The 19,504-nt window shown below is 72.8% G+C and carries 16 protein-coding genes; 8 read left to right on the top strand and 8 right to left on the bottom strand.

What is annotated here, in order from left to right:
* Nucleotides 1-19 precede the first annotated feature (19 nt).
* Nucleotides 20-814 carry a Tat pathway signal sequence domain protein gene (locus AS97_RS33660; protein WP_174887446.1) on the bottom strand — a complete coding sequence of 265 codons (795 nt, stop codon included), beginning with the start codon at nt 812-814 and terminating at the stop codon, nt 20-22.
* Nucleotides 815-1,055: 241 nt separating this feature from the next.
* On the opposite strand from AS97_RS33660, the gene glgX reads away from it, so the two are divergent.
* From glgX to treZ, 5 genes are all read left to right on the top strand, one after another.
* Nucleotides 1,056-3,200 (top strand): glycogen debranching protein GlgX, encoded by a 2,145-nt coding sequence (gene glgX, locus AS97_RS33655; RefSeq protein ID WP_059141748.1) that lies wholly within the window; start codon nt 1,056-1,058, stop codon nt 3,198-3,200.
* An 88-nt stretch (nt 3,201-3,288) separates the two neighbouring features.
* Nucleotides 3,289-5,712, top strand: coding sequence for a malto-oligosyltrehalose synthase (treY, locus tag AS97_RS33650; protein WP_210566178.1), 2,424 nt, complete (start codon nt 3,289-3,291; stop codon nt 5,710-5,712).
* Between the two features lie 224 nt (nt 5,713-5,936).
* On the top strand, nt 5,937-7,046 hold the full coding sequence (locus tag AS97_RS33645) for a lytic polysaccharide monooxygenase (protein WP_059141746.1): 1,110 nt from the start codon (nt 5,937-5,939) through the stop codon (nt 7,044-7,046).
* A gap of 311 nt (nt 7,047-7,357) precedes the next feature.
* Nucleotides 7,358-8,266 carry an N-acetyltransferase gene (locus AS97_RS33640; protein WP_059141745.1) on the top strand — a complete coding sequence of 303 codons (909 nt, stop codon included), beginning with the start codon at nt 7,358-7,360 and terminating at the stop codon, nt 8,264-8,266.
* A 79-nt stretch (nt 8,267-8,345) separates the two neighbouring features.
* A complete protein-coding gene (gene treZ, locus AS97_RS33635; protein ID WP_125760009.1) occupies nt 8,346-10,106 on the top strand; it encodes a malto-oligosyltrehalose trehalohydrolase in 1,761 nt (586 codons plus the stop codon).
* A gap of 55 nt (nt 10,107-10,161) precedes the next feature.
* Here the strand turns inward: treZ and msrB are convergent, their stop codons facing one another.
* The 4 genes from msrB to AS97_RS33615 form a co-directional block, all read right to left on the bottom strand.
* Nucleotides 10,162-10,569 (bottom strand): peptide-methionine (R)-S-oxide reductase MsrB, encoded by a 408-nt coding sequence (msrB, locus tag AS97_RS33630; protein ID WP_059141743.1) that lies wholly within the window; start codon nt 10,567-10,569, stop codon nt 10,162-10,164.
* Between the two features lie 14 nt (nt 10,570-10,583).
* Complete coding sequence (gene murC, locus AS97_RS33625; protein WP_210566177.1) at nt 10,584-12,005, bottom strand: UDP-N-acetylmuramate--L-alanine ligase; 1,422 nt, start codon at nt 12,003-12,005, stop codon at nt 10,584-10,586.
* A 98-nt stretch (nt 12,006-12,103) separates the two neighbouring features.
* Complete coding sequence (locus AS97_RS33620) at nt 12,104-12,580, bottom strand: indole-3-glycerol phosphate synthase (RefSeq protein ID WP_086710117.1); 477 nt, start codon at nt 12,578-12,580, stop codon at nt 12,104-12,106.
* 75 nt (nt 12,581-12,655) lie between these two features.
* Entirely contained in the window at nt 12,656-13,510 is an 855-nt protein-coding gene (locus AS97_RS33615; RefSeq protein ID WP_125760007.1) for a pyrimidine reductase family protein, read from the bottom strand.
* Nucleotides 13,511-13,571: 61 nt separating this feature from the next.
* On the opposite strand from AS97_RS33615, the gene zapE reads away from it, so the two are divergent.
* Nucleotides 13,572-14,696, top strand: coding sequence for a cell division protein ZapE (gene zapE / locus AS97_RS33610; RefSeq protein WP_086710120.1), 1,125 nt, complete (start codon nt 13,572-13,574; stop codon nt 14,694-14,696).
* A gap of 191 nt (nt 14,697-14,887) precedes the next feature.
* A complete protein-coding gene (locus AS97_RS33605; RefSeq protein WP_185930061.1) occupies nt 14,888-16,282 on the top strand; it encodes a PhoX family protein in 1,395 nt (464 codons plus the stop codon).
* A 377-nt stretch (nt 16,283-16,659) separates the two neighbouring features.
* Here the strand turns inward: AS97_RS33605 and AS97_RS33600 are convergent, their stop codons facing one another.
* From AS97_RS33600 to AS97_RS47790, 3 genes are read right to left on the bottom strand one after another with little or no spacing between them, the layout of a single operon-like run.
* A complete protein-coding gene (locus tag AS97_RS33600) occupies nt 16,660-16,842 on the bottom strand; it encodes a hypothetical protein (protein ID WP_210566176.1) in 183 nt (60 codons plus the stop codon).
* A 46-nt stretch (nt 16,843-16,888) separates the two neighbouring features.
* A complete protein-coding gene (locus AS97_RS47795; RefSeq protein WP_236670370.1) occupies nt 16,889-17,557 on the bottom strand; it encodes an ABC transporter in 669 nt (222 codons plus the stop codon).
* Complete coding sequence (locus AS97_RS47790; protein ID WP_247204566.1) at nt 17,554-18,600, bottom strand: ATP-binding cassette domain-containing protein; 1,047 nt, start codon at nt 18,598-18,600, stop codon at nt 17,554-17,556. Before AS97_RS47790 ends, AS97_RS47795 begins: the two co-directional genes overlap by 4 nt.
* Nucleotides 18,601-18,790: 190 nt before the next feature.
* Here AS97_RS47790 and AS97_RS33590 point away from each other — a divergent pair, with 190 nt between their 5' ends.
* Nucleotides 18,791-19,504 (top strand): peptidyl-tRNA hydrolase, encoded by a 714-nt coding sequence (locus AS97_RS33590; protein ID WP_125760011.1) that lies wholly within the window; start codon nt 18,791-18,793, stop codon nt 19,502-19,504.

The following is a 19,504-nucleotide window of genomic DNA, read 5'->3' as shown; positions in this document are numbered from 1 at the left end:
CCGGTGCCTGGCACCCGGCTCAGGTCAGCTTGGCGACTTTGCGGGCGCTCAGGTCGATCACCAGCTGCCGGGTGTCGATCCACGGGCCGTTCACCACCCGGGTGAACAGCCGTACGCAGCGGTGCGCGCCGCAGTCCCCGACCGAGGCCGGACCGGGGTTGCCCTCGCCCGCGCGGTAGACGAAGCCGGTGACGGTCAGCTGGTCCGGGCGGGTCAGCGCCTTGCCGGTGGCGTCCTTGAAGTCCTTCTTCAGCCCCTCGCCCAGCTTGTCGTCCATCAGCAGCCGCGCGGCCTCCATCACCTCGTCGCGGTTGGGCGGCGGCTGGACCCCGTGCTGGGTGTCGGTGCCGGTCACCTTGCCGCTGCCGAGGTCGACCGTCTTGGTGACGTAGGTGTCGTCCTTGTAGTCGTAGTACGTCACCTCGGCGCGGCGCGGCGCGTCGGCGGCCCCCACCTCGTCGGGGCCGAGCTCCGCGAGGTCGGTGGAGAGCCGCTCGGGGCCCTTCGCGCCCTTGACGTCCTCACTGCTCAGCCGGAAGCCGCCGCCGCCCGTGAGGGTCTGGGCGCGCTTCATCTCATCGTCGGTCAGTGGATCGCGGCCGGTGCCGGTGCGGCCCTGCTCGGGCGCGTCCTCCACGACACCGGGCAGCTGCCGGGCCGCCTGGCCCTGCTCCGCCGCCGAGCCCTGGGGTCCCCCACCCGAGCCCTCTTTGCCGGAGGCGCTCCCCGGGAGCGTCACCCCGATCATGACCGCCGTGGCGGTGGCGGCCACGGCGGCGCCGGCCACCACCTTGCCCAGGTGGCGGTGCATCATCTTGCGCACATCCTCCCCCAATCCCCCCTGTCATCACATCGGACCGCATAGCGGGATACGCGTACGCGGAGGTCACCCGGTAGGACGAACCGATATGGCCGTAGGTTGCCTCCCTTTTGAGGAAGTTCTGTTGAAAGGGCGGATGAGTCAGGCCAGTTGGGAAAGGATGCAGGGTCGGTCAGGTTCCGTCCGGTGCCTGGGGTGTTCGCGGCCCCCGGAGAAGAAGTGGAAGAGTCGACGTATGCAGGTCTGGCCGGGGCAGGCTTACCCCCTTGGCGCCACGTACGACGGCGCCGGAACCAACTTCGCGGTGTTCTCCGAGGCCGCCGTCCGCATCGAGCTGTGCCTCCTGCACGACGACGGCTCGGAGACGGCGGTCGAGCTGCGGGAGTCCGACGCGTTCGTACGCCACGCCTATCTGCCGGGGATCATGCCGGGGCAGCGCTACGGCTTCCGGGCCCATGGCCCGTACGAGCCGGAGTCCGGCCACCGCTGCAATTCCGCCAAGCTGCTGCTGGATCCGTACGCCAAGGCGATCAGCGGGCGGATCGGCTGGGGCGAGGAGGTCTACGGCTACCACTTCGGGCGGCCCGACAAGCGCAATGACCTCGACTCCGCCCCGCACACCATGGCGTCGGTCGTGGTCAATCCGTACTTCGACTGGGGGGACGACCGCCCGCCGCGCACCGACTACCACCGCACGGTCATCTACGAGGCCCATGTCAAGGGGCTGACCATGCGCCATCCCCGGCTGCCGGAGGAGCTGCGCGGGACCTACGCGGCGCTCGCCCATCCGGCGATCATCGAACACCTGACGGAGCTGGGCGTCACCACGCTGGAGCTGATGCCCGTCCACCAGTTCGTCCACGACCACCGGCTGGCCGACGCGGGTCTTGCCAACTACTGGGGCTACAACACCATCGGCTTCTTCGCCCCGCACAACGCCTACGCCTCCTGGGGCGACCGGGGCCAGCAGGTGCTGGAGTTCAAATCGGCCGTCCGGGCGCTGCACCAGGCGGGCATCGAGGTCATCCTGGACGTGGTCTACAACCACACGGCCGAGGGCAATCATCTGGGCCCCACGCTCTCCTTCCGGGGCCTGGACAACGCCTCGTACTACCGGCTGACCGAGGACCGCCGGTACTACATGGACACCACCGGCACCGGGAACTCCCTGCTGATGCGCTCACCGCACGTACTGCAGCTGATCATGGACTCGCTGCGCTACTGGGTGACCGAGATGCATGTGGACGGCTTCCGCTTCGATCTGGCGGCGACGCTGGCCCGGCAGTTCCACGAGGTGGACCGGCTGTCGTCGTTCTTCGATCTGGTCCAGCAGGACCCGGTGGTGAGTCAGGTGAAGCTGATCGCCGAACCCTGGGACGTCGGCGAGGGCGGCTATCAGGTCGGCAACTTCCCGCCCCTGTGGACCGAATGGAACGGCAAGTTCCGGGACACCGTGCGGGATCTGTGGCGCGGTGAGCCGAGGACGCTGGCCGAGTTCGCCTCCCGGCTGACCGGCTCCTCCGACCTCTACCAGGGCGACGGGCGGCGCCCGCTGGCCTCGGTCAACTTCGTCACCTGCCATGACGGCTTCACCCTGCGCGACCTGGTGAGCTACGACGAGAAGCACAACGAGGCCAACGGCGAGTCCAACCAGGACGGCGAGAGCTACAACCGGTCCTGGAACTGCGGGGTCGAGGGCGAGACCGACGATCCGGCGGTGCGGACGCTGCGCGAGCGCCAGATGCGCAACTTCGTCGCGACCCTGATGCTCTCCCAGGGCGTCCCGATGCTCAGCCACGGCGATGAGTTCGGGCGCACCCAGGGCGGCAACAACAACGCGTACTGCCAGGACAACGAGGTGTCCTGGGTGCGGTGGCCGGATCACGTCAAGGGGCAGGACGGCGAGTGGGAGGACCGCTCGGCACTGGAGCTGCTGCGCTTCACCCGCTCACTGGTGTGGCTGCGCCGCGACCATCCGGTCTTCCGGCGCCGCCGCTTCTTCCACGGACGGCCGGTGGAGGGCACCCATGACGAGCTGTCGGACATCGCCTGGTTCACCCATGAGGGCGAGGAGATGATCCCGCGCGACTGGCAGGCGGCGCATGCCAAGTCCCTCGCGGTCTTCCTCAACGGCAGCGCGATCTCCGAACCGGGGGTGCGCGGTGAGCGGATCACCGATGACTCGTTTCTGCTGCTGTTCAACGCGCACCATGAGCCGCTGGACTTCGTCGTGCCCATCGACCACGGCAAGCAGTGGCAGGTCATCGTGGACACGGCGGTGCCGGAGGGCGTGGAGCCGGGCAGTGGGGCGAAGGTGGCGGCGGGCGATGTGCTGACCCTGGTCGACCGCAGCCTGATGGTGCTGCAGCGGCCCGCCTAGCTCCGGGGCATCGCCAGGGGGCGCGTGCCGCGTCCGTTCGGGTGCGCGGGCCTCTCATGGGGCGCGCCCAGTGGGTACGTACGTTCTTATGACGGCTGACCCCGGCACACCCACCGCCACCTATCGCCTCCAGCTCCAGCCCGCCTTCCCCTTCGCGGCGGCGGAGCGAGCGGTGCCGTACCTGGCCTCGCTCGGCGTCTCCCATCTGCACCTGTCCCCCGTGCTGGAGGCGGTGCCCGGCTCCAGCCACGGCTATGACGTGGTGGACCACTCCACCGTCCGGGCCGAACTGGGCGGCGAGGAGGAGCTGCGCGCCCTCGCCCGTACGGCGCGGGCGCACGGCCTCGGGCTGATCGTCGACATCGTCCCGAACCATATGGCCGCCCCCGCCCCCGAGCGGCTCAACGCCCCGCTGTGGGAGGTGCTGCGGGACGGGCCAAAGTCGCCGTACGCGCGGTGGTTCGACATCGACTGGCAGGCCCAGGGCGGCAAGGTGCTGCTGCCGGTACTCGGCGGTCCGCTCGGCGAGGAGTGGGAGCGGCTGCGCGTCGAGGACGGGGTGCTGCGCTACGACGACCACGCCTTCCCGCTGCGGCCCGGCACCGAGGGGCTGCCGCTCGCCGCGCTGCTGGACGCCCAGTGGTACCGGCTCGGCTGGTGGCGGCTGGCCCGCACCGAGCTCAACTACCGGCGCTTCTTCACCATCTCCGAGCTGATCGCGGTGCGGGTGGAGGATCCCGAGGTCTTCGGCGCCACCCATGCCACGCTGCTGGAGCTGATGCGGGACGGGGTCGTGGACGGGCTGCGGATCGACCATCCGGACGGGCTCGCCGATCCGGGGGGCTATCTGCGGCGGCTGGACCGGGCGGTGCGGACGGCGACGGGCGAGGCGAGCGACGGGGAAGGCGGAGGCGGCCGGTGGACGGTGGTCGAGAAGATCCTCGCCCGGGACGAGCGGCTCCCCGAAACCTGGCCGGTTGCCGGGACCACCGGCTATGACGCGCTGCACCACATCGACGGGCTCTTCGTCGACCCGGACGGGCTGGCGAAGCTGACCGCCCGCTATCGCGCCTTCGCCGCTCCCCCGGCCGACCTCGGCGGCGACTGGCCCGCGACGGTCCGCCGCGCCGCCCGTGAGGTGGTCACCCACGAACTGGCCGCCGAGGTGGCGCGGCTGACGCGTACCGCCTCCCGGATCTGCGCGGCCGACCCCCGGCTGCGCGACCACGCGCCCTGGGCGCTGCGCACCGCGATCCGCGAGCTGCTGGTGCGGCTGCCGGTCTACCGCCCGTACGCCTCGGTGGGCGGCCCGCCCGCGACGGACGCCGACGCGGTGATGCTGCGCTCGGCGGCGGCGGACGCCCGAGAGGCGTTCACGGTGGAGCAGGAGGCCCGGGTGGTGCGGGTCGTCCGGGACGCGGCGCTGGGCAGGCTCGGGGACGGCCCGGACCATCGTGACTTCTGCGCCCGCTTCGCCCAGACGGCGGCCGCGCTGCGCGCCAAGTCGGTCGAGGACACCGCCTTCTACCGCTACACCCCGCTGCTGTCGGCCGCCGAGGTGGGCGGCGATCCGGGACGGCCGGCCGTGGCACCCGAGGAGTTCCACGCCTTCGCCGCCCGGCGCTCAAGGGACTGGCCCGCCACCGGCACGGTGCTGTCCACACACGACACCAAGCGCAGCGCGGACGCCCGGGCCCGGCTCGCGGCCCTCACCGAATGCCCGGGCTGGTGGGCGCGGACGGTGGAGGAGCTGACCCGCTCGGCCCCCGGCCCCGATCCGCATCTTGCCTGGACGGCGTGGCAGACCGCGCTCGCGCTGGGCCACGGGGACGCCGCACGGCTGGTCCCCGCCGTGCTCAAGGGGGTGCGCGAGGCGGGGCTGCGGACGACCTGGACGGAGCAGAACGCGGCGTACGAGGAGGAGGTGACCGCCTTCCTGGAGGCCGGGCCGTGCGCGGCCGACCCGTCGGTGTGGGCCGCGATCGGCGCCGAACTCGACGGACCGGCGCGGGCCAACGCGCTCGGCGCCGCCCTGCTGCAGCTCACCATGCCGGGCGTCCCGGACCTCTATATGGGCACCGAGCACCTCTATACGGCCCTGGTCGACCCGGACAACCGCCGCCCGCCCGGGTTCGGCGGCGAGCCGGAGGCGCGAGGGGTCTCCGCCGAGAAGCTGCTGCTGAGCAGGACCGCGCTGCGGCTGCGCCGGGAGCGTCCGGAGTGGTTCGGCCCGGGGAGCGGCTATGCGCCGCTGACCGCCGAGGGGCCTTCGGCGGCGCACTGCGTGGCCTTCGTACGGGCGGACGCCGGGAGCGAGGGCGGGGGCGGGGCGGTCACCGTCGTCACCCGGCTGTCGCGGCGGCTGGCGGAGGCGGGCGGCTGGGGCGCCACCCGGCTCCCGCTGCCACCGGGCCGCTGGCGGGACCTGCTGACCGGGCGGACGGCCGAGGGGTCCGAAGCGCTGGATGAGCTGCTGTCCGGGCTTCCGGTGGCGCTGCTGGTCCGGAGCTGACGGGCAGTCCCCGGGCCGCCGCGCCGAGGGAGCAGGGGCGCCGCGCCACCGTGCCACCGCGCCGCAGCGGGCCGCCGCCCCTCCTGACGGCCCGCCAGAAAGCTGCGGAGTCACGTCCTGAAGCATTTACAGGTGACCGGGGGCGCGCTACGTTCACCAAGCAATTGGGAGCGCTCCCACGCCGACGGTTCCTGACCCGTTCACGTCGAAGGGAAACACGCACAATGCCTCGACGATTACTGGCTCTCGCCACTTCCGCACGCCCACCGGGCCCTTCCCGTGCGCGCAGGTCCGTACTTCTGGTCCTGCTCTCGGTCCTGCCCGCCCTGGGCCTCGTCTTCTTCTCCTCGGGCGGCGCATCCGCACACGGTGCGCCGATGGCGCCGGGCAGCCGCACCTATCTCTGCTGGAAGTACAGCATGTCCTCGACCGGTGAGGTCAAGCCGACCAACCCGGCGTGCAAGGCCGCGTACGACAAGAGCGGTGCGACGCCCTTCTACAACTGGTTCGCGGTGCTCCGCTCGGACGGCGCGGGCCGCACCAAGGGGTTCATCCCGGACGGCAAGCTGTGCAGCGGCGCGGCCACCGTCTATGACTTCTCAGGGTTCGACGTGGGCAGCGAGGACTGGCCGGTCACCCATCTGACGGCCGGCAAGTCCATGCAGTTCTCGTACAACGCATGGGCCGCGCACCCGGGGTCGTTCCGCAGCTATGTCACCAAGGCCCCGATCGACCCGACCAAGCCGCTCACCTGGAACGACCTGGAGGACCAGCCGTTCAACACGGTGACGGACCCGCCGCTGTCCGGTCAGGTCGGCACGGTCGACGGGAAGTACACCTGGACGGCCAACCTGCCCTCCGGCAAGAGCGGGCGCCACATCATCTACACCGTGTGGACGCGCTCGGACAGCCAGGAGACCTTCTACAGCTGCTCCGACGTGGTCTTCGACGGCGGCAACGGCGAGGTGACGGTTCCCGGCAGCAGTGGCGGCGGCAGCGACCCCACGGACCCGCCGGGCAACCCGCCGACGGCCTCCTGCTCCGCCTCCCAGAACGTGACCAGCACCTGGAACGGCGGCTATCAGGCCCAGGTGACGGTCACCAACTCCGGTGCCACGCCCATCTCCTCGTGGATGGTCGACTGGACGGTGCCGTCCGGGCAGCGGATCGACAGCGTCTGGAACGGCAAGCTGTCCGCCACCGGTTCCTCGGCCTCGGTCACCAACGCCGACTGGAACGGTTCACTGGCCGCCGGGGCGTCGACGACCTTCGGTTATACGGCCGGCGGCGGCTCCCCGGACACGGCGGCCGCGCCGATCTGCATGGTGCACTAGTCTGCCTCTCACACCAGTCCACGCAGGTGCTCCGACCCGCTCATAGATCTGTCAGGTGCACCTCATCCATGCCGGTCTGCCGCCCCCTTCCCCCTCGCGGGCGGCAGACCGGCCCCCCGGGAAAATGGCGTGGACACCGCGACATCGGCGGCATAGTGTGCGGGCACGCCCTGAATCGAGGAAGGAGGCGAGAGCAATGGACATCACGACGTATCCGCGCTCCCGCCCCCTGTCCGCCGGGCGTATTCGCGTCTGATCGCCATCGATCAGGCATCCGACCGGGAGCGCATCACTTTCCTGGAAGGAACCCCATGACCGATCTGGTCATCCGTCCCCTCACCGAGGACGACGCCCATCTGTTCCACACTCTGCGGGTCCCCGCGCTCGTCGGCCGGGGCTGCCTCGGCCACACCTACGCCACCGTCGGCCAGGGCGGCGAATACCGCCCCGAGTGGACCTGGGTGGCGCTGCGCGAGGAGCGGGTCGTGGCCCGCGCCGCATGGTGGGCCGGGCCCGAGGACACCGCGCCCATCGCCCTGGACTGGTTCGACTTCGCCGACGGCGAGGCCGACGCCGCCGCCGAGCTGCTGCGCACCGCACCGCTGCGCACCGAGTACAGCCTGCTGACCCCGCCCGGCTGGCGCGATCAGCCCGAGCTGCGGGCCGCCGCCCAGGCCCGTATCGACGCCGCCGTGGCGGGCGGGCTCGTCCCCCTGGTCGAGCGCTACCGCTATGAGTGGACGCCGGAGTGCGGACTGCCCGAGCGCCCGGGGCGGCTGGAGTTCCGGCCGGAGCCCGATGACGCGGCGATCGAGGACGCGCTGCGCCGCATCATGCCGGACACCCTCGACGCGCACGACCGGCGCGCCATCGCCCGGGGAGGTGTCGATGCCGCGGTGCGGGAACTCATGGACATCCTCGCCTGGCTCCCGTCGCCGCGCGAGTGGTGGCGGCTGGCCTATACGCCCGGAGGGGAGCTGGTCGGCATCCAGGTGCCCGCGCGCAATCCGGGCGGGCCCTGCGTGGGCTACATAGGCGTCGTCGCCGAGCAGCGCGGCCACGGCTACGCGTACGACCTGCTCGTGGAGTGCACCCACGATCTGGTGGAGCAGGGCGCCACGAAGATCGCGGCGGCGACGGACCAGCCCAACCTCCCCATGGCCGCGCACTTCGCCAGGGCGGGGTATCCCGTCACCCAGGAGCGCATCGACCTCATCTGACCGGTGTCGCCCTGCTGCGCCGCCGGCGCCGCGTCCCGCAGCATGGTCGGGGACCGTCGGTCGAGGTGAGGAGAGGCCAGTGCTGTTCGAGGTGTGGGCGCCGCACGCCGGGCGGGTCGGGCTCCATGTGGACGGACGTGACCGCCCCATGGAGCCCGACCCGGGCCGCGAGGGGTGGTGGCGGGCCGAGGCCGAGGCCGGGCACGGGACGCGGTACGGCTTCGCGCTGGACGACGGCCCGCCGCTCCCCGATCCGCGCTCCCGCCGCCAGCCGGACGGCCCCGAGGGGCTGAGCGCGGTGGTCGACCACTCCCGTTTCCGCTGGGAGCGGGAGTGGTTCGGGCGGCCGCTGCCGGGCGCGGTCCTCTACGAGCTGCACATCGGCACCTTCACCCATGAGGGCACCTTCGAGGCGGCGGCCGAACGGCTGCCGCACCTGGCCGCGTTGGGCGTCACGCATGTGGAGCTGATGCCCGTCTGCCCGTTCCCCGGGACCCACGGCTGGGGGTACGACGGCGTGGCGCCCTGGGCGGTGCACGAGCCGTACGGCGGACCGGAGGGGCTGGCACGGTTCGTGGACGCCGCGCACGGGCACGGCCTCGGGGTGGTCCTCGACGTGGTCCACAACCATCTGGGCCCCTCCGGCAACCACCTCCCGGCCTTCGGCCCGTACTTCACCGAAACCCACCACACCCCCTGGGGCGCGGCGGTCAACCTCGACGCGCCCGGCTCCGACGAGGTACGCGCGTACTTCACCGGCAGCGCGCTCGCCTGGCTGCGCGACTTCCGCCTGGACGGGCTGCGGCTGGACGCGGTGCACGCGCTGCGCGACAACCGGGCCCGGCACTTCCTGGCCGAGCTGTCGGCCGCCGTGGACGCGCTGGCCGCCCGCACCGGCCGCCCGCTGTTCCTGATCGGCGAGTCGGATCTCAACGATCCGCGCACCACCACCCCGCGCGAGGCGGGCGGCCACGGGCTGCACGCACAGTGGAACGACGACTTCCATCACGCCCTGCACACCTTTCTCACCGGTGAGCGACAGGGCTACTACGCGGACTTCGCGGCCGAGGGGCCCGGGGCCCTGGTCAAGACGCTGATGGGCGGCTTCTTCCACGACGGCACCCATTCGACGTTCCGGGGCCGCCGCCACGGCACTCCGCTGACCCCCCACACCACCCCCGCACACCGGCTGCTCGGCTACGCCCAGACGCATGACCAGGTCGGCAACCGGGCGGTCGGCGACCGGCTCGCCGCGAGGCTCTCCCCCGGGCTGCTGGCCTGCGCGGCGGCCGTGGTGCTGTGCGCGCCCTTCACCCCCATGCTCTTCATGGGCGAGGAGTGGGGCGCCCGCACGCCCTGGCAGTACTTCACCGACCACCAGGATCCGGAGCTGGCCGAGGCGGTGCGGTCCGGCCGCCGCCGGGAGTTCGCCGCCCACGGCTGGGCGGAGGGAGACATTCCCGACCCCCAGGACCCGGCCACCCGGCTGCGGTCCTGCCTCGACTGGCGGGAGGCGGAGCGGGAGCCGCACCGGTCGCTGCTCGACTGGTACCGCCGGCTGATCGCGCTGCGCCGCGCCGAACCGGCCCTGACCGACCCCACCTGGGCGTATACGGGTCTGTCCACCGGTTCGGACGGCTGCTTCAGCTTTCAGCGCGGCCCGCTGCGGGTCCTGCTCAACCCGGGCGACCGGCCGGTCGAGACCTGGCTGGGGCCCCGGACCGGCGAGGTCACCGAGGTGGTCGCCGCCTGGCGGCGGATCGACCTCCCGGGCCCGGACGGCATGCTGAGGCTGCCGCCCGAGACCGCCGCCGTGCTGCGGCTGGGGCCGAGGCCCTGAGGCTCAGCCCTCTTTGGAGGCCCTGAGGCTCAGCCCTCCTCGGAGGCCCTGAGGCTCAGCCCTCCTCGGGGGTCAGCCGCAGCGAGATGGAGTTGATGCAGTAGCGCTGGTCGGTCGGGGTGGGGTAACCCTCGCCGGAGAAGACATGGCCGAGGTGGGAGCCGCAGCGGGTGCACCGCACCTCGGTGCGGGCCATGCCGTGCGAGCGGTCCTCCAGCAGCTCGACGGCCGAGCTGTCCGCCGGGTCGTAGAACGACGGCCAGCCGCAGTGGCTCTCGAACTTCGTCTCCGAGCGGAAGAGCTCCGCTCCGCACGCCCGGCAGGAGTAGACGCCGACCGTCTTGGTGTCGGTGTACTCACCGGTGAAGGCACGCTCGGTGCCGGCTTCCCGCAGGACGTGGTACTCCTGCGGGGTCAGCTCGGCGCGCCACTGCTCCTCCGGCTTGTCGATGTCGTACGCCATGGGGACGGACCTCCTCAGTTCTCCGGGCTCTGCAGACGGGCGAGAATCTCCGGACCGAGATCGGTCACATCGCCCGCGCCCATGGTGAGAACAAGGTCACCGGGCTTGGCCATTCCGGCGATCAGCTCGGGCACCGCGTTCCGGTCGTGTTCGGCGGCCACATCCGCCCCGTGGCGGGCCGCGGCGTCGATGACCAGGGCGCTGGTGATGCCGGGGACCGGGTCCTCGCGGGCGGGGTAGATGTCCAGGACCACGGAGGCGTCGGCGAGCGCGAGCGCCTCGCCCATCTCGGTGCCCAGCTCCTGGGTGCGGCTGAACAGATGCGGCTGGAAGACCACCAGCACCCGGCCCTCCCCGGCGCCGCCGCGGATCGCCTCGAGGTCCGCGGCGATCTCGGTGGGGTGGTGGGCGTAGGAGTCGATCACCTGCACCCCGGCCTCGGTGCCCTTGAGCTGCAGTCGCCGCTTGACGCCCGTGTACGAGGCGAGGGCGGGGGCCAGCTCGTGGGCCGGGACGCCGAGGGCGGCGCCCGCGGTGAGGGCGGCGACGGCGTTGAGCGCGTAGTGGCGGCCGGGGACGGAGACGGTGAAGGTGATCTCCGCGCCGCCCAGCGACTCCGCGAGCCGGACGGTGACCTCGCTGGTCAGCCCGTGCGGCTCGATGGCCAGGACTCGTACGTCGGCGCCCTCGTCCTCGCCGTAGGTGAGCACGCGCGGCCCCTCGCCCCCGCTGACCCGGGCGGTCAGCTCACGGGCGCCGGACTGGTCGGCGGAGATCACCAGCGCGCCGCCGGGCCGGATCCGGCCGACGAAGGTCTCGAACGATGCGTAGACCTCGTCCATCGAGGCGTAGTTGGCGTGGTGGTCAAGCTCTACATTGAGGATGATCGCCACCTCGGGCGCGTACTTGTGGAAGCTGCGGTCGCTCTCGTCGGCCTCGGCGACGAAGATCTCGCCGTCGCCGTGGTGGGCGCTGGAGCCGGGGGCGTCCAGATCGCCGCCGATGACGTACGACGGGTCCAGGCCCAGGGTGCGCAGGGAGACGGCCAGCATCGAGGTCGTGGTCGTCTTGCCGTGGGTGCCCGCGACCGCGATCGGCCGGGAGCCGTCCATCAGCGCGGCGAGCGCGTCGGAGCGGTGCACCACCGGGATGCCGCGCTCCCGCGCCGTGACCAGTTCCAGGTTGTCGGCGCGGATGGCGCTGGAGACGACGACGCTGGTGGCGTCGGCGGCGATGTTCCCGGCGGCGTGGCCGATGTGCACCGTCGCGCCCAGCTCACGCAGTGCGCCGACGATCGGTGAGTCCTTGGTGTCGCTGCCCGAGACCCGTGCGCCGCGCATGGCGAGGACCTTCGCCACGCCCGACATCCCGGCGCCGCCGATGCCGATGAAGTGCGGTCGATCCAGCGCGTCGGAGGCGGTGCCGGCCGGTGCCATGTACGGGTCTCCCCTGGTTCTCGGTGAGTGCTGTCGGCCCGATTCTCGCACCCCCGGCAGCCCGCCCCGCCGATGGCCGCGGGGGCCCGCGCCGCGGCTCAGCCGCCGGCCGTGGTCTGGTCCTCGTCCACCGCGTGCGAGAAGAGCTTCAGCACCGGGACCCCCACCTTGTGGCGCGCCTGCGAGGCCCAGTCCCGGTGGAAGAACTCCTCCACGAAGTGCGGGGCGGTGAGCACGATCACCTCATCGGCCCGGGTCTCCTCCACGACGCCGCGCAGCACCTCCAGCGGACGGCGCTGGACGACATGGCCCCGGGCCTGGCTGCCGGCCGCCTGGAGCGCCGCCACCGAGTGGGTCAGCGCCTGCTCGGCGGGCTCCAGCGCCGCCCTGCCCTCCGGCTCGTCCCTCTCCTGGCTGGCCTGCTCCAGCTCGCCGAGGGCGATGTCGTCGATCGCGCGCAGCAGCCGGTCCTTGCTGCCCCGGGGCTGCATCAGGACGACGAAGGAGACCGGGTCGTCGCCGTGCAAGGTGGTGACGAATTCCACGTCGGCGGGGGTCAGGGGCTTCTCAATCATCAATACGCTCGTGAACACGGCGGATGCCCTTCTCCTTCGCGATCCTTTTCGCGGGTTTACGGACGTTTTTATAAGTTATTGGTAAATCCGACGGTAGCGGGTGAAAAGAAACCCGGCTTCCTCCAGGACGGAATCGAGAGTGAACTGTTCCGGTTCCCCCAGTTCGGCTCCGTCCATGATCCGCTTCGCGTCGCCCGCCGTGACCAGGGGGGCCACCGCCAGACACAGCTCGTCCAGCACCCCGGCCGCCGCGAACTGCGCCAGCAGCGTGGGGCCGCCCTCGGTGAGCAGCCGGGTGTGGCCGAACTCGGCGAGCGCGGTCACGACCGCCGCCGCGTCGACCCGCCCGGACGGCCCCGCCCCGGCGAAGACCACCTCGGCCCCCGCCGCACGGGCCCGCTCGATCCGCTCCGCCGCGGCCGCCGCGCCCGTGATCACGATCGTCGGGACCAGCGGCTCGGTGAACAGCGGCATCGAGAAGTCCAGGTCCAGGCTCGCACTCACCACGGCGATCGCGGGCGCGGGCGCCTGGCCGAGCGCCGCCCGCCGCTCGGCGAACGCCTCACGGGCGCGCGCCGGGCGGTAGCCCTCGAGGCGTACGGTCTCCGCGCCCACCACCACGGCGTCGGCGAGTCCGCGCAGCACCCCGAAGATCCGCATATCGGCGTCGGAGGACAGGGGCTTGGACCGGCCGTCGTGATGGGCCGCCCCGTCCAGCGAGGACACCATGTTGGCCCGCAGAAAGGCGCCCGAGGGGCCGTGCGGCGGCTCCGGATACGCGTAGGCGTCGGCCAGTTCGTCGAGGCCCCATTCACGGTCTTCGGCTGCACGGTCTTCGAGTGCACGCGCTCCGGTTTCACGCTCTCCGGCTGACGTTTCGGCGGAGCTGTCGGCAGACGTTCGGACAGGCACGGGGAACAGGCGTCGCATAGGCCGCAGTGTGACATGCCTCCCTCTCGGACAGTGCTCGGGTGAAGAGCGACTACCCTGGATATCCGTGTCTGCACCAACCACCGCATCCGGCTCGGCAGGCCGCATAGCCGCCGAAGCCCCCGTCGCTCTCACCGCCCGTGCGCCGCAGGTTCCCGCGGAACGCCTGGTCGCCGAGATGGTGCCGCCTCCCCGCTTCGCCACCGTGAGCTTCGACCACTACATCACCGACCCCAGCCGGCCCAGCCAGGCCGAGGCGGTCGAGGCGCTGCGAGGCTTCGCCGGACGGCTCGACGGCGGGGCGGGCGCGAAGGGCGGCCGCCGCAGGCACTGGTTCCGCCGAGAGGCCAAGCCCGCCGCGAGCGGCGGCCCGCGCGGGATGTACCTCGACGGCGGCTACGGCGTAGGCAAGACCCACCTGCTGGCCTCCCTGTGGCACGCCACCCCGGCCGCCCCCGAGCTGAAGGCGTTCGGCACCTTCGTGGAGCTGACCAACCTGGTCGGCGCGCTCGGCTTCCAGCAGACCGTGAAGACCCTGAGCGGCCACCGGCTGCTGTGCATCGACGAATTCGAGCTGGACGACCCGGGCGACACCGTCCTGGTCTCCACGCTGCTGGGCAAGCTGGTCGATGCGGGCGTGGCGCTCGCCGCGACGTCCAACACGCTGCCCGGCAAGCTGGGCGAGGGCCGGTTCGCCGCGGCCGACTTCCTGCGCGAGATCCAGGGGCTGTCCGCCCACTTCCGCACGCTGCGCATCGACGGCGAGGACTACCGCCACCGCGGTCTGCCCGCGGCCCCGGCCCCGCACTCCGACGAGACGGTGACCCGGGCGGCGCGCCACATACCCGGCGCCTCCCTGGACGACTTCCCCGCCCTGCTGGACCATCTGTCCCGGGTGCACCCGAGCCGCTACGGCGCGATGTGCGACGGCGTCCAGGCCGTCTGCCTGACCGGGGTCGGCCCGATACCCGACCAGTCGACCGCGCTGCGGCTGGTGGTGCTGGCCGACCGGCTCTACGACCGCGAGGTGCCGGTGCTGGCCTCCGGGGTGCCGTTCGACCAGCTCTTCAGCGAGGAGATGCTGAACGGGGGCTACCGGAAGAAGTACTTCCGGGCGATATCCCGGCTCACGGCCCTGGCCCGGGACGCGAAGGGGCTGGCCGACGTCGCGTCGTCGGGACGTTGAGCGCGGATGGGGGCGGCGCGTCGCCTATCGACCCGCGACGCATCGCTGACCGACCCGCGTACCGCTGATCGAATGGCTGCGGCGCATCGCTGATCGACCCGCGCATTGCTGATCGGATGGTTCACCGTGCCCCCGCACCCGTGATACACACGTGCGGTCATCTTCTCTGTCCGCCAGCAGGGAGTTACCGCATGTCAGCGACACGACGTCAGCTTCTCGGCCGCACCGGTGCGCTGGGGGCCGCCATCGCCTTCACCGGCAGCGTCTCCGAGCTCTTCGCCGGAACGGCCGCGGCCGCCGAACCGGATGCCCCACCACTCGGCCGAGGTGGCTACGGCCCCCTGGTCCCCGACCCCGACGGACTGCTCGACCTGCCCGAGGGATTCCGCTACCGGGTGCTCTCGCGCGAGGGCGACGAGCTCCGCTCCGGCGAGGGCAAGGTCCCCAGCCACTGCGACGGCATGGCCGCCTTCCCGGGCCGCAGCGGCGGCTACCACGGCCGTACGCATCTCGTCCGCAACCATGAGAACCGTAACGACGCCGCGATCCGTGTCCCCGCGGTGAACGGCCTCACCTACGACCCCATGGGCCTGGGTGGCTGCACCGCCCTCGAACTCGACTCCGGCAATCGCGTGCTGTCCGAGCGGGTGGCCATCGCGGGCACCGCGGTCAACTGCGCGGGTGGCCCCACGCCCTGGCACACCTGGCTGACCTGCGAGGAAACCGAGGACCTGGCCGGTACCAACGGCTACACCAAGGACCACGGCTTCATCTTCGAGGTCGACCCCTACGATCCGCGCCGCACCGGCGCCGTACCGCTCACCGCCATGGGCCGCTTCCAGCACGAGGCCATCGCGGTCGATCCGCGCAACGGCGTCGTCTACGAGACCGAGGACGCCTTCGAGAAGCCCTTCGGGCTCTTCTACCGCTTCCGGCCGAAGAAGCCGCTCGGCGGCATCGGCTCGCTACGGGCGGGCGGGGAACTGCAGGCGCTGCGGGTGCCGGGGGTACCCGATCTGTCCACCATCCAGGAGCCCGGCACGACCTTCGACCACGTCGAGTGGGTGGACGTCCCCGACCCGCTCGCCCGCCAAACCCCCATCCGCTTCCAGGACTTCGGCCCCGGCGGCATCACCCACGCCCAGAAGCTGGAGGGGTGCTACTGGGGCGGCTCGTCGGTCTACTTCGTCTCCAGTTTCGCCAAGAGCGCGGACGGCTCGGCGGCCGATCACTTCGGCCAGATCTGGCGCTACGACCCTGACCGGCGGCGCCTCACGCTGGTCATCGTCTTCGGCCCCGAGACGGATGTCCAGCTGCCCGGTGAGTCCCCCGACAACATCACGCTCGCCCCCAGCGGCGGCCTGATGGTCTGCGAGGACGGCAACGGCGCCCAGCACGTCTTCGGGCTGACCCGGCGCGGCGAGGTCTATCCGATGGCCCGGGGCGCACAGAACATTGGCACACCGGAGGAGCCCGAGTGGGGTGAGTTCGCGGGCGTCACCTTCGCGCCGGACCGCCGCACGATGTATGTGAACTGCTACACCCCGGGCACGACGTTCGCCGTGACCGGGCCCTGGCGCCACTAGCGCCGCTCCGCGGCACTGGGCTGGGCCCTGTCCGGCGGCTTCGTCGGGCAGGGCCTACGGGGGTGTCCGGCGCACGCGGCGGAGCCGCATATCGATGCTTTCTCCTCCCCGCCCCTTCCCGGTACCAGGGGCTCTGCCCCTGGACCCCGAGGCCCGGGGCAGAGCCCTGCCACCCGGCGGAGCCGCACATCGACGACGTGGGAACGGACGAGGCCGACTGCTCCCCACCCACCCAAGACCCGACTGCTCCCCACCCACCCAAGACCACTGCCAGAAGCGCCACCCCTGGGTCCCGAGGTCCGGGGCATAGCCCCGGTTGGGGAAGGGGCGGGGCGGGGAGCAGCCGGCCGCCGACGGCAAGATCCGCCGGATACCCCCTAGCCGGAGCAGGCGGTGCGCTGGGCCTCCTGCCACTCGCAGACGGGGCACAGCGTCGCTCCGGGGCGCGTGGCGGGGTGCTCGGTGGGCTCGCCGCACAGCACGCAGTCCGCGTACGGCGGGCCCTCGGGGAGGTCCTTACGGTCGTCATGGACCGGTCGGTCGTCTTGTCGGTTGTCCATGACTCCTCGATCGTCCATGGCTCCTCGCTCGTCCATGACCCGAACCCTACGACCGGCGGGAGCTGAGCGCGCAGGCCAGTGCGGTCGCCCCGGCGGCAGCCGCGGCGGTCAGGGCCAGGGGCAGCAGGGGCATCGTCACGGTGCCGCTGAGCGAGCCGTCGACCAGCCCCGACACGGCGGCGTTCGCGGGCGAGGCACCGGCCACCGACACCAGCAGCGCGGCGAGCATGGTGACCGGGATCGCCCAGCCGGGGCGGCGCAGCAGCGGCCGGTTGCACAGCGCGCCGACGGCCGTGCCGAGCAGGGCACACGCGACCGCGGCGAGCAGCCCGGCGACGGTCGCCTCCGCCATGGGGACCTCGTGCTGGTGGTCCGCGCTGTGCGGATCGCTGACCGCCGCGACGAGCAGCGTCCCGGAGGTGCCGAGCAGCAGCGCCGCGCCCAGCGCGGTCAGCACGGCGGCGAGATGCACCCGGGCCGGTCCGACCGCCGCGGCGGCGCAGTCGCGCGCCGCGGCGGGCTCGTGGGTGACGCACACCCGCACCAGCCAGGCGGCGATGGGCAGCAGCGCGGCGGCGGCGTAGCCGAGGGAGTCGAGGACCGGCTGCCCGGACTGCACTCCGATCCCCAGGAACGCGCCGTAGAGCAGCAGCGGCGGCAGCCAGCGATGCGAACGGGCCAGCAGGGCCGCCTGATAGCGCAGCAGCGCGGTCATGCCTTCTCCTTCGGCGCCTCGGTGGGTTCCTGAGGCCCCTCGGCGGGCTCGTGGGGGTCGCCGACGGTGGTCACCACGCGGATGTGCCACGGCGGGTCAGCGGTCAGGAGGGTGCGGAGCAGGGCGTCGGAGTGGGCGGCGCCGACCGTCAGCCGTACGGCCCGGTCCGCCGGACCGGCGACCGCCTTACCGCTCCCGTGCGCCGTCGCGGCGGCGCCGTACTCGCACACCACCCCGCCCGGGAGCCCGGCGGGCAACTCGGCCCCAGGCGCTCCCTCGGCCTCCACCCGGACCCATGCGACGGCCGGGGCCGTGGACCGCCCCGGCCGCGTCCCGGCGGGAGACGGCCGCTCCCCGGCCGAAGCCGACGGGCCGGGCACGGCCGGGGCGTGGGCGCGCCCGCCCGCTGTCCCCGGCGCCTCGCGGGTGTCCGTCTCCACCGGCACCAGCCGGGTCTCGGTGACGCGCAGGACCCGGTCCGGGGCCCCGGCGAGGCGGCGTGGGTCGTGGTCGACGAAGACGACCGCGCCGCCGTCGGCCACGCGCTCGGCGACCGCCGCGTCCAGCACCCCGCGCGCGGCCCGGTCGAGGCCGGTCCACGCCTCGTCCAGGACCAGCAGCCCGGGGGCGGCCAGCAGCGCCTGCGCCACGGCGATCTTCTGGCTGGTGCCCTTGGACAGCTCGGTGAGTGCGGTGCCGGCGTATCCGTCCGCCCCGAACCGCTCCAGCCACTCCCCCGCCCCGCGCGCCGCCGCGGCGCGGGACAGCCCGTGGATCCGGCCCAGGTGGGTGAGGTAGCCGAGGGCGGAGAACGGCAGCTCGGCCGGGAACCGCTCGGGGACGTAGGCGGTGGCCGGGCGGCCGGTGATCCGGCCCGTGCTGGGGGCGTCGATCCCGGCGAGCAGCCGCAGCAGCGTGGACTTGCCGCTGCCGTTGCGCCCCTCGACGCGGGTCAGCGAACCCGGCGGCACCTCGAGGTCGACACCGCGCAGCACCCAGGGCCCGCCCAGGCCGTAGCGGCGGCCGACTCCTCGCAGTCTCATGCTGGTTGAGCATAGGCGTGGCGGTCGGGCCCGGCGGAGAACGCCGCGTTCCTGGCACACTGGGCGCGTGACCAGCACCGACGCCAGCGCCGAAGTCAACAGCGAGACCGGCACCGAGACCAGCGCCCGGGCAACCGCTGACCAGGGCACCGCATCCGGCGCCAGCAGCAGCCCCTTCCGGCACTCCGAGATCGACCGGGACGCCGCGCCGCAGTTCGTCCTGCCCCTGGTGGTCCGGATCGAGAAGGCCGCGCCCCCGGCGCGCACGGACGCCCTGGAGACGGCGGCGCGCGCGGTGCTGGTGCTGCTGTCGGACGAGCGGGCGACGGCCGCGGACGGCGAGTGGGCCCAGTCCGTACGGGACTGGCAGGACGCCCGGATCCGCAAGGTCGTCCGGCGGGCGCGCGGCGCGGAGTGGCGGCGCGCGGCCGAGCTGCCGGGCATCACGGTCACGGGCCGGGGGCCCGCCGCGACCGCTGCCGGGGACGGACCGCCGCCGGCCGCCGAGGTGCGGGTGTTCCCGCCGGTGCCGCTGGACGGCTGGCCCAAGGAGCTGGCCAAGCTCCAGGTCTCCGGCACCGACCTGGACGATCCCGAGCCGCCGCCCGCCCCCGACCTCACCGGTCCGGTGCTGTGGCTGAGCCCCCAGGTGGAGATGTCCGCGGGCAAGGCGATGGCCCAGGCCGGGCATGGCGCGCAGTTGGCCTGGTGGGAGCTGGACGACGCGGCGCGGACGGCCTGGCGCGCGGCCGGGTTCCCGCTGGCGGTGCGTACGGCGTCGGCCGAGCGGTGGGACGAGCTCACCACGAGCGGGCTGCCGGTGGTGCGCGACGCGGGGTTCACCGAGATCGCGCCGGGGTCCTGCACGGTGGTGGCGGACCACCCGGCACTGCGGCGCCCGTAA

This window comes from Streptomyces sp. AgN23, from assembly GCF_001598115.1.
In the GTDB taxonomy this organism is placed as follows: domain Bacteria; phylum Actinomycetota; class Actinomycetes; order Streptomycetales; family Streptomycetaceae; genus Streptomyces; species Streptomyces antimycoticus.
This window is presented reverse-complemented; position numbering and strand designations above follow the sequence as displayed.